The 11719-nt window shown below is 68.7% G+C and carries 16 protein-coding genes and 1 tRNA gene; 12 read left to right on the forward strand and 5 right to left on the reverse strand.

The genetic code is table 11. The features are described from left to right. From phnG to phnP, 9 genes are read left to right on the forward strand one after another with little or no spacing between them, the layout of a single operon-like run. Positions 1 to 459, forward strand: coding sequence for a phosphonate C-P lyase system protein PhnG (phnG, locus tag PSPA7_RS08360; RefSeq protein WP_012074869.1), 459 nt, complete (start codon positions 1 to 3; stop codon positions 457 to 459). After that, positions 459 to 1088, forward strand: a complete 630-nt coding sequence (gene phnH / locus PSPA7_RS08365) for a phosphonate C-P lyase system protein PhnH (RefSeq protein WP_012074870.1) — start codon at positions 459 to 461, stop codon at positions 1086 to 1088. The genes phnG and phnH overlap by 1 nt, the downstream gene beginning before the upstream one ends. After that, a complete protein-coding gene (locus PSPA7_RS08370; protein WP_012074871.1) occupies positions 1088 to 2188 on the forward strand; it encodes a carbon-phosphorus lyase complex subunit in 1101 nt (366 codons plus the stop codon). Before phnH ends, PSPA7_RS08370 begins: the two co-directional genes overlap by 1 nt. Beyond that, positions 2185 to 3066 carry an alpha-D-ribose 1-methylphosphonate 5-phosphate C-P-lyase PhnJ gene (locus tag PSPA7_RS08375; protein ID WP_012074872.1) on the forward strand — a complete coding sequence of 294 codons (882 nt, stop codon included), beginning with the start codon at positions 2185 to 2187 and terminating at the stop codon, positions 3064 to 3066. The genes PSPA7_RS08370 and PSPA7_RS08375 overlap by 4 nt, the downstream gene beginning before the upstream one ends. Next, on the forward strand, positions 3063 to 3878 hold the full coding sequence (gene phnK, locus PSPA7_RS08380) for a phosphonate C-P lyase system protein PhnK (protein ID WP_012074873.1): 816 nt from the start codon (positions 3063 to 3065) through the stop codon (positions 3876 to 3878). Before PSPA7_RS08375 ends, phnK begins: the two co-directional genes overlap by 4 nt. A 49-nt stretch (positions 3879 to 3927) precedes the next feature. Next, positions 3928 to 4644, forward strand: a complete 717-nt coding sequence (gene phnL, locus PSPA7_RS08385; protein WP_012074874.1) for a phosphonate C-P lyase system protein PhnL — start codon at positions 3928 to 3930, stop codon at positions 4642 to 4644. Continuing rightward, positions 4634 to 5797 carry an alpha-D-ribose 1-methylphosphonate 5-triphosphate diphosphatase gene (locus PSPA7_RS08390; RefSeq protein WP_012074875.1) on the forward strand — a complete coding sequence of 388 codons (1164 nt, stop codon included), beginning with the start codon at positions 4634 to 4636 and terminating at the stop codon, positions 5795 to 5797. The genes phnL and PSPA7_RS08390 overlap by 11 nt, the downstream gene beginning before the upstream one ends. Then, positions 5797 to 6354 (forward strand): phosphonate metabolism protein/1,5-bisphosphokinase (PRPP-forming) PhnN, encoded by a 558-nt coding sequence (gene phnN / locus PSPA7_RS08395; RefSeq protein ID WP_012074876.1) that lies wholly within the window; start codon positions 5797 to 5799, stop codon positions 6352 to 6354. Before PSPA7_RS08390 ends, phnN begins: the two co-directional genes overlap by 1 nt. After that, on the forward strand, positions 6345 to 7115 hold the full coding sequence (phnP, locus tag PSPA7_RS08400; RefSeq protein ID WP_012074877.1) for a phosphonate metabolism protein PhnP: 771 nt from the start codon (positions 6345 to 6347) through the stop codon (positions 7113 to 7115). The genes phnN and phnP overlap by 10 nt, the downstream gene beginning before the upstream one ends. A gap of 37 nt (positions 7116 to 7152) precedes the next feature. On the opposite strand, the gene PSPA7_RS08405 is transcribed toward phnP, so the two are convergent. From PSPA7_RS08405 to PSPA7_RS08420, 4 genes are all read right to left on the reverse strand, one after another. Further along, a complete protein-coding gene (locus PSPA7_RS08405) occupies positions 7153 to 7338 on the reverse strand; it encodes a PA3371 family protein (RefSeq protein ID WP_012074878.1) in 186 nt (61 codons plus the stop codon). A 52-nt stretch (positions 7339 to 7390) separates the two neighbouring features. After that, positions 7391 to 7537 carry a hypothetical protein gene (locus PSPA7_RS08410; protein WP_012074879.1) on the reverse strand — a complete coding sequence of 49 codons (147 nt, stop codon included), beginning with the start codon at positions 7535 to 7537 and terminating at the stop codon, positions 7391 to 7393. Between the two features lie 88 nt (positions 7538 to 7625). Next, positions 7626 to 7901 (reverse strand): hypothetical protein, encoded by a 276-nt coding sequence (locus PSPA7_RS08415; protein ID WP_041025306.1) that lies wholly within the window; start codon positions 7899 to 7901, stop codon positions 7626 to 7628. 191 nt (positions 7902 to 8092) lie between these two features. Further along, on the reverse strand, positions 8093 to 8611 hold the full coding sequence (locus PSPA7_RS08420) for a GNAT family N-acetyltransferase (protein WP_012074881.1): 519 nt from the start codon (positions 8609 to 8611) through the stop codon (positions 8093 to 8095). 119 nt (positions 8612 to 8730) lie between these two features. Here PSPA7_RS08420 and PSPA7_RS08425 point away from each other — a divergent pair. Beyond that, positions 8731 to 8807: transfer RNA gene (locus PSPA7_RS08425), tRNA-Arg, on the forward strand. Between the two features lie 49 nt (positions 8808 to 8856). Here the strand turns inward: PSPA7_RS08425 and PSPA7_RS08430 are convergent. Then, positions 8857 to 9195 carry a YdcA family protein gene (locus PSPA7_RS08430; RefSeq protein WP_012074882.1) on the reverse strand — a complete coding sequence of 113 codons (339 nt, stop codon included), beginning with the start codon at positions 9193 to 9195 and terminating at the stop codon, positions 8857 to 8859. 266 nt (positions 9196 to 9461) lie between these two features. On the opposite strand from PSPA7_RS08430, the gene PSPA7_RS08435 reads away from it, so the two are divergent. Further along, entirely contained in the window at positions 9462 to 10502 is a 1041-nt protein-coding gene (locus tag PSPA7_RS08435; RefSeq protein ID WP_012074883.1) for an aliphatic amidase, read from the forward strand. Positions 10503 to 10583: 81 nt separating this feature from the next. Beyond that, on the forward strand, positions 10584 to 11699 hold the full coding sequence (locus PSPA7_RS08440; RefSeq protein WP_012074884.1) for an AAA family ATPase: 1116 nt from the start codon (positions 10584 to 10586) through the stop codon (positions 11697 to 11699). Positions 11700 to 11719 lie beyond the last annotated feature (20 nt).

An 11719-nucleotide genomic window follows, 5' to 3' on the forward strand; every position in this document is an offset into this window, starting at 1 on the left:
ATGACCGCCTTGCATTCCGATCCCACCATCGCCGCGCGACAGCGCTGGATGGGCGTGCTCGCCCGCGCCCGTCGCGAGGAGCTGGACGCCCATGCGGACGCCCTGCGCGATGCCGACTACCACCTGCTGCGCGCCGCCGAGACCGGCATGACCCTGGTGCGCGGGCGCATGGGCGGCACCGGCAGCCCGTTCAACCTCGGCGAGATGACCGTGACCCGCTGCGTGGTCCGCCTCGGCGACGGACGCACCGGCTACAGCTACATCGCCGGGCGCGACAAGCGCCACGCCGAACTGGCCGCCCTGGCCGATGCGCACCTGCAGGGCGCCGACGCGGCGAGCTGGCAGGCGCGCCTGATCGAACCGCTGGCCCGTACCCAGGCCGAGCGCCGTGCCGCCCTGGAGGCGGAAGTCGCCACCACCAAGGTGGAGTTCTTCACCCTGGTCCGAGGAGAAGATTGATGACCAGCGCTTCGCTTCCCAGCCCGGCGGATACCGCCGCGCTATTGCAACCGGCGTTCCAGGATCCGGTCCTGGACGCCCAGCGGAGCTTCCGCGCGGCGCTCAAGGCGCTCGCCGAACCAGGCCTGGTGCGCAACCTGGACCGCGCCCCGGCGCTGGCCGCGTTGCAGCCGGCCAGCTACGCGCTGTGCCTGAGCTTCCTCGACTCCGACACCCCGCTGTGGCTGGCGCCTGGCCTCGACAGCCCGGCGCTGCGCGCCAACCTGGCGTTCCACTGCGGCTGCCCGTTCGTCGCCGAGCGCGAGCAGGCGCTGTTCGCCCTGCTCGACGAAGGCGAGCTGGACGACCTGAGCGGTTTCGACAGCGGCAGCGATCGCTATCCGGACCAGTCCTGCACCTTGCTGATCCAGCTGGCGGGCCTCGACGGCGGCGCCCCGCTGGAATGGCGCGGGCCGGGCATCGCCGAGGTACGCCAGGTGGCGTTGCCGGTGGGCCCCGGTTTCTGGCGACAGCGCGCCGGGCGCAACGAATTCCCCAGGGGCCTGGATGCCTTCTTCGCCGCCGGCGAGCGCATCCTCGGCCTGCCACGCAGTACCCGGGTCAGCGGACCCGTCGAGGAGGTGGCCTGATGTACGTAGCCGTCAAGGGTGGCGAGAAGGCCATCGACAACGCCCATCGCCTGCTGGCGCGCAAGCGGCGCGGCGACCGCGCACTGCCGGAGTTGTCGGTGGAGCAGATCCGCCAGCAGATGCCGCTGGCGGTGGCGCGGGTGATGACCGAAGGTTCGCTGTACGACGAACAACTGGCGGCGCTGGCGATCAAGCAGGCGGCCGGCGACCTGATGGAAGCGATCTTCCTCCTGCGTGCCTACCGCACCACGCTGCCGCGCTTCGCCGCCAGCCTGCCGCTGGATACCGCCGGGATGCGCCTGCAACGGCGGATCTCGGCGACCTACAAGGACCTGCCCGGCGGGCAGCTGCTCGGTCCGACCTTCGACTACACCCATCGCCTGCTCGACTTCAGCCTGCTCGCCGAGGGCGAGCATCCCGGCCCCGAGGTGGAACCCGGCGCGACCCTGGAGCCCTGTCCGCGGGTGCTCGACCTGCTCGGCCGGGAAGGCCTGATGACCCCGGAGCAGGAACTGCCCGGCGCGGTGCCGGACATCACCCGCGAGCCGCTCGAGTTCCCCAGCAGACGCGCCCAGCGCCTGCAGGCCCTGGCCCGCGGCGACGAGGGCTTCCTTCTCGCCCTGGGCTATTCGACCCAGCGCGGCTACGGGCGCAACCATCCGTTCGCCGGGGAGATCCGCATCGGCGCCTGCGAGGTCTGGCTGGAGCCCGAGGAACTCGGCTTCGCGGTGCCGGTGGGCGAGATCGAGGTCACCGAGTGCGAGATGGTCAACCAGTTCGTCGGTTCCCGCGAGGAGCTGCCGCAGTTCACCCGTGGCTACGGCCTGGCCTTCGGCTACGCCGAGCGCAAGGCGATGGGCATGGCCCTGGTCGACCGCGCGCTGCGTGCCGGTGAATACGGCGAGGAGGTGGTGTCGCCGGCGCAGCAGGAGGAGTTCGTCCTGATGCACTGCGACAACGTCGAAGCCGGCGGCTTCGTCTCGCACCTCAAGCTGCCGCACTACGTCGACTTCCAGTCCGAGCTGGAGCTGATCCGCAAGTTGCGCCGCCCCGGCGCCGCCGATCCCGCCCAACCCACCGTCCAGGAGACGCGCGCATGAGCCTTTCCGCGCAAGCCGGCGTCGCGCCGGAACAGGGCTACAACTTCGCCTACCTCGACGAGCAGACCAAGCGCATGATCCGCCGCGGCCTGCTCAAGGCGGTGGCGATCCCCGGCTACCAGGTGCCCTTCGGTGGCCGCGAGATGCCGCTGCCCTATGGCTGGGGCACCGGCGGCATGCAGGTGACCGCGGCCATCCTCGGTACCGACGACGTGCTCAAGGTGATCGACCAGGGCGCCGACGACACCACCAACGCGGTGTCGATCCGGCGATTCTTCGCCCGCACCGCCGGGGTCGCCACCACCGAACGGACCCCGGAGGCGACGGTGATCCAGACCCGCCACCGGATCCCGGAGACCGCCCTGAGCGGCGAGCAGATCATGGTCTACCAGGTGCCGATTCCCGAGCCGCTGCGCTTCATCGAGCCGTCCGAGGCGGAGACCCGGACCATGCATGCGCTCGACGACTACGGGGTGATGCACGTGAAGCTCTACGAGGACATCGCCACCTTCGGCCATATCGCCACCAGCTATGCCTACCCGGTGACGGTGGACGAGCGCTACGTGATGGATCCCTCGCCGATTCCCAAGTTCGACAACCCCAAGCTGGACATGAGCCCGGCGCTGATGCTGTTCGGCGCCGGCCGCGAGAAGCGCCTGTACGCGGTGCCGCCGTTCACCCGGGTGGCGAGCCTGGACTTCGAGGACCACCCCTTCGAGGTCCAGCGCTGGGAGGAAAGCTGCGCCTTCTGCGGCAGCCACGAATCCTACCTGGATGAACTGATCGTCGACGACCGTGGCGGCAAGCGCTTCGTCTGTTCCGACACCGATTACTGCACGCAGCGGCGTGCCCGCCGGGAAGGGGAGGACGCGCAATGAACGCGCTTTGCGAATCCATCGATGCGAGCCTCGACGCGCGTGACCGGCCGCTGCTCTCGGTGCGCGGCCTGAGCCGCCTGTACGGGCCGGAGAAGGGCTGCCAGGACGTCGACTTCGATCTCTATCCCGGCGAGGTGCTGGGCATCGTCGGCGAGTCCGGCTCGGGCAAGTCGACCCTGCTCTCGCTGCTCTCCGGGCGCTGCCCGCCGGATGCCGGCGCGGTCGCCTACCGCGACGCTGGCGGCCGCTGGCTCGACCTCTACGCCGCCAGCGAGGCCGAGCGGCGCACCCTGCTGCGCACCGAGTGGGGCTTCGTCGAGCAGAACCCGCGCGACGGCCTGCGCATGGGCGTTTCCGCCGGCGCCAACATCGGCGAGCGGCTGATGGCCCAGGGCGTGCGCCACTATGGCCGGCTGCGCCAGGCCGGGCTGGACTGGCTGGCGCAGGTGGAGATAGACCCGCTGCGCATCGACGACCTGCCGCGGACCTTTTCCGGCGGCATGCAGCAGCGCCTGCAGATCGCCCGCAACCTGGTTTCCTCGCCGCGCCTGGTGTTCATGGACGAGCCCACCGGTGGCCTCGACGTGTCGGTGCAGGCGCGCCTGCTCGACCTGCTGCGCGGGCTGGTGCGCGAGCTGGACCTGGCGGTGGTGATCGTCACCCACGACCTGGCGGTGGCGCGCCTGCTCGCCGACCGCCTGATGGTCATGCGCCGCTCGCGGGTGGTGGAAGCCGGCCTCACCGACCAGATTCTCGACGATCCGCAGCATCCGTACTCGCAGTTGCTGGTGTCGTCGGTCCTGCAACCCTGAGCCGAAGCGTCGGCGCCGGTCCATGCGGCGGGCGCCCGGAGAAGTAGCGATGAACAACCTGATCGAGGTCCGCGACCTCAGCAAGACCTTCACCCTGCACCAGCAACAGGGCGTGGTGCTCAATGTGCTGCGCGGGCTCAACTTCAATGTCGCCGGCGGCGAATGCCTGGTGCTCCACGGTCGCTCCGGCGCCGGCAAGAGCACCCTGCTGCGCACGCTGTACGGCAATTACCTGCCGGCCGGCGGCAGCATCCGCTTGCAGCATGCCGGCGACTGGCTGGAGCTGGTCGGCGCTGAGCCTCGCGAGGTGCTCGCCGTGCGCCGCCAGACGCTCGGCTACGTCAGCCAGTTCCTGCGGGTGATCCCGCGGGTGGCGACCCTCGACGTGGTCATGGAGCCGGCCCTGGCCCGTGGCTGGAGCCGCGACAGCGCCGAGCTGCGCGCGCGCGGCCTGCTGGCCCGGCTGAACATACCCGAGCGCCTCTGGCAACTGGCGCCGGGCACCTTTTCCGGCGGCGAGCAGCAACGCGTCAATATTGCCCGCGGCTTCATGGTCGAGTGGCCGATCCTGCTGCTCGACGAGCCGACCGCCTCCCTCGACGAAGCCAACCGCCAGGTGGTGCTGGAACTGATCGGCGAAGCCAAGGCCGCCGGCGCCGCGTTGATCGGTATCTTCCACGACCGCGCCGCCCGCGAGGCGGTGGCCAGCCGCTACCTGGACATGAGCCAGGAGCTTTCCCGCCAGGAGCAAGCCCATGTCGTCTGAACGCGTTCTCAGCAATGCCCGGGTAGTCGGCGCCGACCGGGTCTTCGTCGGCAGCGTGCTGCTGCGCGACGGCCTGATCGCCGCGGTCGACGAAGGCCGCAGCCAGCTGGCCGGGGCCGAGGACCTGGGGGGCGACTACCTGCTGCCCGGCCTGGTCGAGCTGCACACCGACAACCTGGAGAAGCACATGACCCCGCGTCCCGGGGTCGACTGGCCGTCGGCCTCGGCGGTGCTGGCGCACGATGCGCAGATCGTCGCCGCGGGGATCACCACGGTGTTCGACGCGCTGTCCATCGGCGACGTCAACCCCAAGGGCAAGCGCATGCAGCAGTTGCCGAAGATGCTCGAGGCCATCGGCGAGGCCGCCGCCAGCGGCGACGCGCGCGCCGACCATCGCCTGCACCTGCGTTGCGAGGTCAGCCATCCGCAGACGCTGGAAGTATTCCGCGAACTGGTGGAGCACCCGCTGGTGCAACTGGTCTCGGTGATGGACCACGCTCCCGGCCAGCGCCAGTTCGCCAGGCTGGAGAAGTACCGCGAGTACTACCAGGGCAAGTACCACCTCAGCGATGCCGAGATGGACGCCTTCATCGTCGAGCAGGTAGCCAACTCCGGGCGCTACAGCGCCGCCGCCCGTGCGGCCATCGTCGATGTCTGCCAGGGGCGCGGCCTGTCGGTGGCCAGCCACGACGACGCGACCCTCGCGCATGTCCGCGAGTCGGCCGGCTACGGCATGGCCATCGCCGAGTTCCCGACCACCGTAGAGGCCGCCAGGGCCAGCCACGAGCATGGCCTGCAGGTGCTGATGGGCGCGCCCAACGTGGTCCGCGGCGGCTCCCACTCGGGTAACGTGGCGGCGGCGCAACTGGCGGGAATCGGTGTGCTGGATATCCTTTCCAGCGACTACTATCCGGCCAGCCTGCTGCACGCGGCCTTGCTGCTCGCCGGCGAGCACAGCGAGTATGATGCGATCCGCTACGACCTGCCGCGCGCGGTGGCGATGGTCAGCCGTACCCCGGCGCTGGCCGCCGGGCTGACCGATCGTGGCGAAATCCGCGTCGGCCTGCGCGCCGATCTGCTGCAGGCGCGGGCGCTCGGCAACAACCAGCCGGTGGTGCGCCAGGTCTGGCGCGGCGGGCAGAGAGTGTTCTGATGACAGGCAGACTGATTTATCTGATGGGGCCTTCCGGCTCGGGCAAGGACAGCCTGTTGCAGGCCGCGCGCGAGCCCCTGGCGCTACGCGGCTGCCGTATCGTGCGGCGGGTGATCACGCGCTCCGCGGAAGCGGTGGGGGAGGACGCCCAGGCGGTGACCCCGGCGCAGTTCGATACCCTCGAGCGGGCCTCGGCGTTCGCCATGAGCTGGCGCGCCAACGGCCTTTGCTATGGCATCCCGGTGCAGATCGACGAGTGGCTGGCGCAGGGCTACGACGTGCTGGTGAACGGCTCGCGCGGCTACCTGGCGCAGGCCCGCCGGCGCTATCCGGATCTGCTCGCGGTGCTGCTCGGGGTGCAGCCCGAGGTGCTGCGCCAGCGCCTGCTGGCGCGTGGCCGGGAAAGCCCCGAGGAAATCGAGGCGCGCCTGGCGCGCAACGCCGAGTTCGCCGCTGGCCTGGAGGGACCGCTGTTCCAACTGGACAACTCCGGCGAGCTCGACGACACGGTGCGCGCGCTCCTGGCGTGGCTCGGCGGCGACCGGGCATGCGCCTGACCCTGCTCGGCACCGGCGACGCCCGTCAGGTGCCGGTCTACGGCTGCGACTGCCCGGCCTGTGGCAGGGCCCGCATCGACGAGCGCCTGCGCCGCCGTCCATGCAGCGCGCTGCTGGAGCATGCCGGCCAGCGCTGGCTGATCGACAGCGGCCTGGCCGATCTCTGCGAGCGCTTCCCGCCCCATAGCCTCGACGGCATCCTCCAGACCCATTATCACGCCGACCACGCCCAGGGCCTGCTGCACCTGCGCTGGGGCCAGGGCCTGGTGATCCCGGTGCACGGCCCGGCCGACCCGGAGGGCCTCGCCGACCTCTACAAGCATCCTGGCATCCTCGATTTCAGCCAGCCCTTCAGCGCCTTCGAGCGGCGCCAGTGGGGGCCGCTGGCGGCGACCGCGCTGCCGCTGGTCCACTCGAAGCCGACATTCGGCTACTTGCTGGAGGGAGCTTCCGAGGAGGGGGCGCCGCGGCGTCTGGCCTACCTCACCGATACCGTGGGTTTGCCGGCGGACAGCGCCTCGCGACTGCTCGCGGCGCCGCTGGACCTGCTGGTGCTGGACTGTTCGATGCCGCCGCAGGAGCGGCCGCCGCGCAACCACAACGACCTGACGCGGGCGCTGGAGTGCATCGAATCGCTGCGCCCCCGTCGGGCCGTGTTGACTCACGTCGGACATGCGCTGGACGCCTGGCTGCTGGAGCACCCCGCTGCCTTGCCCGAGGGGGTGGAACTGGCGCGCGACGGCATGTGCCTGCCGCTGTGAGCGACGCCGTGTCGCCCGGCAAACGCCGTGGGTGAGATCAGTCCAGGCTGGGATCGAAGCGAATTCGCCGACCTACCACCAGCGCAAGCAGCAGCCAGGCGCCGGATAAGCCCAGCAGTCCCCAGGCGCACCAGGCGAGGAGGGTGGCGTCGGGCGGCAGGCTCAGGGCCAGGATGGCGCTGGCGATCACCACGAACAGAAGAATGACGGCGGATCGTGACATGGTTTTCACTCCCGGAGCCCTCTCCGTCGGGCTCGCTGTTCCTTGTGCCGGCTCAGTGGCGCCGAGCTTCCGTGACGTCCTCGCCGCTCAGCGGAACCCTCGCTGGATATTCTTCCCCTCCGCGCTCCATCAGCCAGAGCAGCCCATAGACGCCGACCGAGAGGGCCAGGGCGGTCAGCGGCAAAGCCAGGATCCACATGTTTCTTCTCCCTTCCGCCCGCCAGCATCCCGGGGACCTGTGCGGCGGTGCAGCGTCGATGGATGCCGGTTTCCCGGCGCGTACCTCGTCAGAATGTCCAGGCCTGTTCGTCGGCGCTGGTCACCAGGGCCGTGCCGCGCTCGTCCTCGCCGACCGTGACGATCCGCGGCGCTTCGTCGGGCGCCTGGATCACCAGTCGCTGCGCGGCGGGTGCCCATTGCGGCGTCGCGTTGCTGTCCAGCACCACCGTTTCGTCGTGTTGCTCCCGGGGGCGATCCTCGTCGCCCAGTGCGCTGTTCTGGAAGACCACGAGAGCCAGCAGGGAAAGAAGTCCGGTGCCGACCAGGTTGCGTGAGCTGCTCATGTTCACCTCCATTTTCGTGGCTCTGCCGGGCAGATGGCCAAGGTTTGATCCTGAGGGTCATATAGCAGCGGTTGTGCCAACTTTTTTCTATTATAAATCCTTGCTAATCAATAAGTTATAGATTCGCCTCAAGGACCTTCGAATGCACTTTGCACGGTCTGGCATTTTGCTGGTTGCAAAATGCATGATGCTCAGTCCAGGTGCAGCGCCAGGCTTACCCCGTGGGAGGTGAATCCCAGCGTGGCGTAGAAGCGCTGTGCCGTTTCCCGGTCCTGGTGGCTGGACAGCGCCAGCTTGTAGCAGCCCCAGCTGCGTGCCCGCTCCACCGCCCGGCCGATCAGTTCGCGGCCCACGCCCTGGCCGCGGGCGTGCTGGTCGACCACCATGTCCTCGAGAATCGCCGAACGGGCGAAGTCGTGCGCCAGGTGCTCGATCAGGTGCAGGGTGCAGGTGCCGAGCAGGCGTTCGCCGCGCTCGGCCACCAGGGTCACCCGGTCGCTGCGCGGGCGCTGCAACTGCACCGCCAGCAACGCCGGGTCGGGACCCGGATCGGCGCTGCCGAGCTGCTGCAGCAGCAGCGACAGGCGCGGCGCATCGTGCTCGCTGGCGATCCGCACGTCGAAGCGGGCGAAGGGGGAGTCCGGTATCCGCGTCCGCTGCGGGGCGTTCGGCGGGTCCTGAGCGGCGGGAATGGCGGCGTTCGGGTTCATGCTGCACCTCCGGGGTTGCGGAAAATTATGCGCAACCTTGGTGGCAGTGGCATGACAAACGCTTTCTCTGCCGTTAACATGCCGCCCGGACGCGGTGCACCGCTCGCCACGTCCGGCGTGTCCCGGTAGCTCAATTGGATAGAGCATCCCCCTCCTAAGGGGAAGGTTGGAGGTTCGACCCCTCTCCGGGACGCCATTCATTCTCTGCTCCAGCTTCCCTCGCCGCTGCGTCAGCCCGCTTCCCGTCACTTTCTCCGATAGCTTTTCTTGCCGCCCGGCGTCAGGCAGTAGACCCCTCCGCGCGGTCCCGTGCAGAACGTCCCGCTGCCACAGGCACAGCCGTCCGGCGTGCCGCGCAGGCGCTGTACGGCGGGTTGCTCGGCAGCTCCGCCGGCGTTGCCGAAGTAGGCCGCGCAACTGCGCTTCGAGGCGCTGATGGAGCCGTCGTTGCAGAGGAAGATATCGCCGTCGCAACCGGCGATACCGCCTTTCTTTCCCGAGCAGGGGCTATTGGCGGCCAGCGCCGGAAGTGCGCAGGCCGACAGGAGGAAGAGGGCGATCGAGGCGAAAGGTCCGAGTTTCATTGGCGAAGCTTCCGTGCGAATGATGGCTGCATGCTATCTCAGGCTCTTACCACGCGCTTTCGCGATCGCGCCGATTACATGACGTTACACGAACCTTGACAGCCCGTTCCGGCGGGGCTTATATGTTCCGCCATCAGGTCATGCGCATCAGCGTCGATGTCGCCGGACCGAACCTAACGCATACACACAGAGCAAATGGGCTCTCCCGGGGTTACCCGGGAGGGCCTTTTTTCGTCCCGAAAAAATAACAACAAGAGGTGATAGCCATGCGTCACGGCGATATTTCCAGCAGCAACGACACCGTCGGAGTGGCGGTGGTCAACTATAAGATGCCGCGCCTGCACACCGCGGCGGAGGTACTGGACAACGCGCGAAGGATCGCCGACATGATCGTCGGCATGAAGCAGGGCCTGCCCGGCATGGATCTGGTGGTGTTCCCCGAGTACAGCCTGCAGGGCATCATGTACGATCCGGCGGAGATGATGGAAACCGCGGTGGCCATCCCCGGCGAGGAAACCGAGATATTCTCCCGCGCCTGCCGCAAGGCCAACGTCTGGGGCGTGTTCTCGCTCACCGGCGAACGGCACGAGGAGCATCCGCGCAAGGCGCCGTACAACACCCTGGTGCTGATCGACAATAACGGCGAGATCGTCCAGAAGTACCGCAAGATCATCCCCTGGTGCCCCATCGAGGGCTGGTACCCCGGTGGCCAGACCTACGTCAGCGACGGGCCGAAGGGCATGAAGATCAGCCTGATCATCTGCGACGACGGCAACTACCCGGAGATCTGGCGCGATTGCGCGATGAAGGGCGCCGAGCTGATCGTGCGCTGCCAGGGCTACATGTACCCGGCCAAGGACCAGCAGGTGATGATGGCCAAGGCCATGGCCTGGGCCAACAACTGCTACGTGGCGGTGGCCAACGCCGCCGGCTTCGACGGCGTGTACTCCTACTTCGGCCACTCGGCGATCATCGGCTTCGACGGTCGCACCCTCGGTGAGTGCGGCGAGGAGGAAATGGGTATCCAGTACGCCCAGCTGTCGCTTTCGCAGATCCGCGATGCGCGCGCCAACGACCAGTCGCAGAACCACCTGTTCAAGATCCTTCATCGCGGCTACAGCGGCCTGCAGGCCTCCGGCGACGGCGACCGGGGGCTGGCGGAGTGTCCGTTCGAGTTCTACCGCACCTGGGTCACCGATGCCGAGAAGGCCCGCGAGAACGTCGAGCGGCTGACCCGCTCGACCACCGGCGTGGCGCAGTGCCCGGTGGGGCGGCTGCCCTACGAGGGACTGGAAAAAGAGGCCTGACGGCAGACGCCGCCAGCCCGGCGTGCCGCTGACGGCACGCCGTTTCCATTGTTTCCCCTTGTGGCAGAAGGAGCTTCATCCATGCCTTTTCTGAGCGACATGCTCGACCAGTCCCGCCGGCAGAAGGACGAGGAACAGGCCCTGGCGCGGGAAAACCTTGCCGAGGCCAGCCTGGTCCAGGCCCACTCGAGCCACCGCAGCGCGCTGCACAGCCGCTTCCGTTTCGACCCGGCGGCGGTGATGGACTGCCTGCGCGCCGAGGTGCTCGGCCAGGAGCCGGCGCTACAGGCCGTCGAGGACATGCTCAAGGTGGTTCGCGCGGACATCGCCGACCCGCGCCGCCCGCTGTTCAGCGCGCTATTCCTCGGCCCCACCGGGGTCGGCAAGACCGAGATCGTCCGCGCCCTGGCCAGGGCCCTGCACGGCGACGCCGAGGGATTCTGCCGGGTGGACATGAACACCCTGTCCCAGGAGCACTATGCCGCCGCCCTCACCGGCGCGCCGCCGGGCTACGTCGGGGCGAAGGAGGGCACCACCCTGCTCGAGCAGGACAAGCTGGACGGCAGTCCCGGCCGCCCCGGCATCGTTCTCTTCGACGAACTGGAGAAGGCCAGCCCGGAAGTGGTCCATGCGCTGCTCAACGTGCTCGACAACGGCCTGCTGCGGGTCGCTTCCGGCGAACGCACCTACCATTTCCGCAACACCCTGGTGTTCATGACCAGCAACCTCTGCGCCCACCAGATCCAGCGCTACGACGAGCGTCACCAGCGCCTGCCCTGGCGCCTCCTGCCGGTCGGCCCCGAGCGGCGCCGGCGCGATATCGACGACATGGTTCAGGCCCGGCTGCTCAAGACCTTTTCACCGGAGTTCGTGAACCGCCTCGACAGCATCGTCACCTTCAACTGGATCGAGCGGAACGTCGTCGAACGGTTGGTCGAGCTGGAAGTACGGCGCCTCAACCGCCGCCTGGAGAAGCATCGCTGCCACCTGGAAGCGGCGCCGGAGGTGCTGGCGAAGATCGCCCGCGCCGGCTTCGACCGGCAGTTCGGCGCCCGTGCGCTGCGCCGCAGCGTCCGTCATCATCTGGAAGTACCGCTGGCCGAGTACCTGCTCGAGCGGCACCAGCCGGGCGACGGGGCATTCACCACCTACCTGGCGCGCCTGGAGCATGGACGGATCCGCTTCGTGCCACGCTGAACCACAGTCACGGGAGAAAG

Origin of the sequence: Pseudomonas paraeruginosa PA7, from assembly GCF_000017205.1 — a bacterium.
Lineage (GTDB): Bacteria > Pseudomonadota > Gammaproteobacteria > Pseudomonadales > Pseudomonadaceae > Pseudomonas > Pseudomonas paraeruginosa.

Bases quoted from the DNA above. Each gene is read 5' to 3' on its own strand.
- phnH (WP_012074870.1), top strand. From the start codon at position 459: ATGACCAGCGCTTCGCTTCCCAGCCCGGCGGATACCGCCGCGCTATTG.
- PSPA7_RS08375 (WP_012074872.1), top strand. From the start codon at position 2,185: ATGAGCCTTTCCGCGCAAGCCGGCGTCGCGCCGGAACAGGGCTACAAC.
- PSPA7_RS08405 (WP_012074878.1), bottom strand. From the start codon at position 7,338: ATGTCACGATCCGCCGTCATTCTTCTGTTCGTGGTGATCGCCAGCGCC.
- phnN (WP_012074876.1), top strand. From the start codon at position 5,797: ATGACAGGCAGACTGATTTATCTGATGGGGCCTTCCGGCTCGGGCAAG.
- PSPA7_RS08410 (WP_012074879.1), bottom strand. From the start codon at position 7,537: ATGTGGATCCTGGCTTTGCCGCTGACCGCCCTGGCCCTCTCGGTCGGC.
- phnL (WP_012074874.1), top strand. From the start codon at position 3,928: ATGAACAACCTGATCGAGGTCCGCGACCTCAGCAAGACCTTCACCCTG.
- PSPA7_RS08435 (WP_012074883.1), top strand. From the start codon at position 9,462: ATGCGTCACGGCGATATTTCCAGCAGCAACGACACCGTCGGAGTGGCG.
- PSPA7_RS08390 (WP_012074875.1), top strand. From the start codon at position 4,634: ATGTCGTCTGAACGCGTTCTCAGCAATGCCCGGGTAGTCGGCGCCGAC.
- PSPA7_RS08440 (WP_012074884.1), top strand. From the start codon at position 10,584: ATGCCTTTTCTGAGCGACATGCTCGACCAGTCCCGCCGGCAGAAGGAC.
- phnG (WP_012074869.1), top strand. From the start codon at position 1: ATGACCGCCTTGCATTCCGATCCCACCATCGCCGCGCGACAGCGCTGG.
- PSPA7_RS08430 (WP_012074882.1), bottom strand. From the start codon at position 9,195: ATGAAACTCGGACCTTTCGCCTCGATCGCCCTCTTCCTCCTGTCGGCC.
- PSPA7_RS08420 (WP_012074881.1), bottom strand. From the start codon at position 8,611: ATGAACCCGAACGCCGCCATTCCCGCCGCTCAGGACCCGCCGAACGCC.
- PSPA7_RS08415 (WP_041025306.1), bottom strand. From the start codon at position 7,901: ATGAGCAGCTCACGCAACCTGGTCGGCACCGGACTTCTTTCCCTGCTG.
- phnK (WP_012074873.1), top strand. From the start codon at position 3,063: ATGAACGCGCTTTGCGAATCCATCGATGCGAGCCTCGACGCGCGTGAC.
- PSPA7_RS08370 (WP_012074871.1), top strand. From the start codon at position 1,088: ATGTACGTAGCCGTCAAGGGTGGCGAGAAGGCCATCGACAACGCCCAT.
- phnP (WP_012074877.1), top strand. From the start codon at position 6,345: ATGCGCCTGACCCTGCTCGGCACCGGCGACGCCCGTCAGGTGCCGGTC.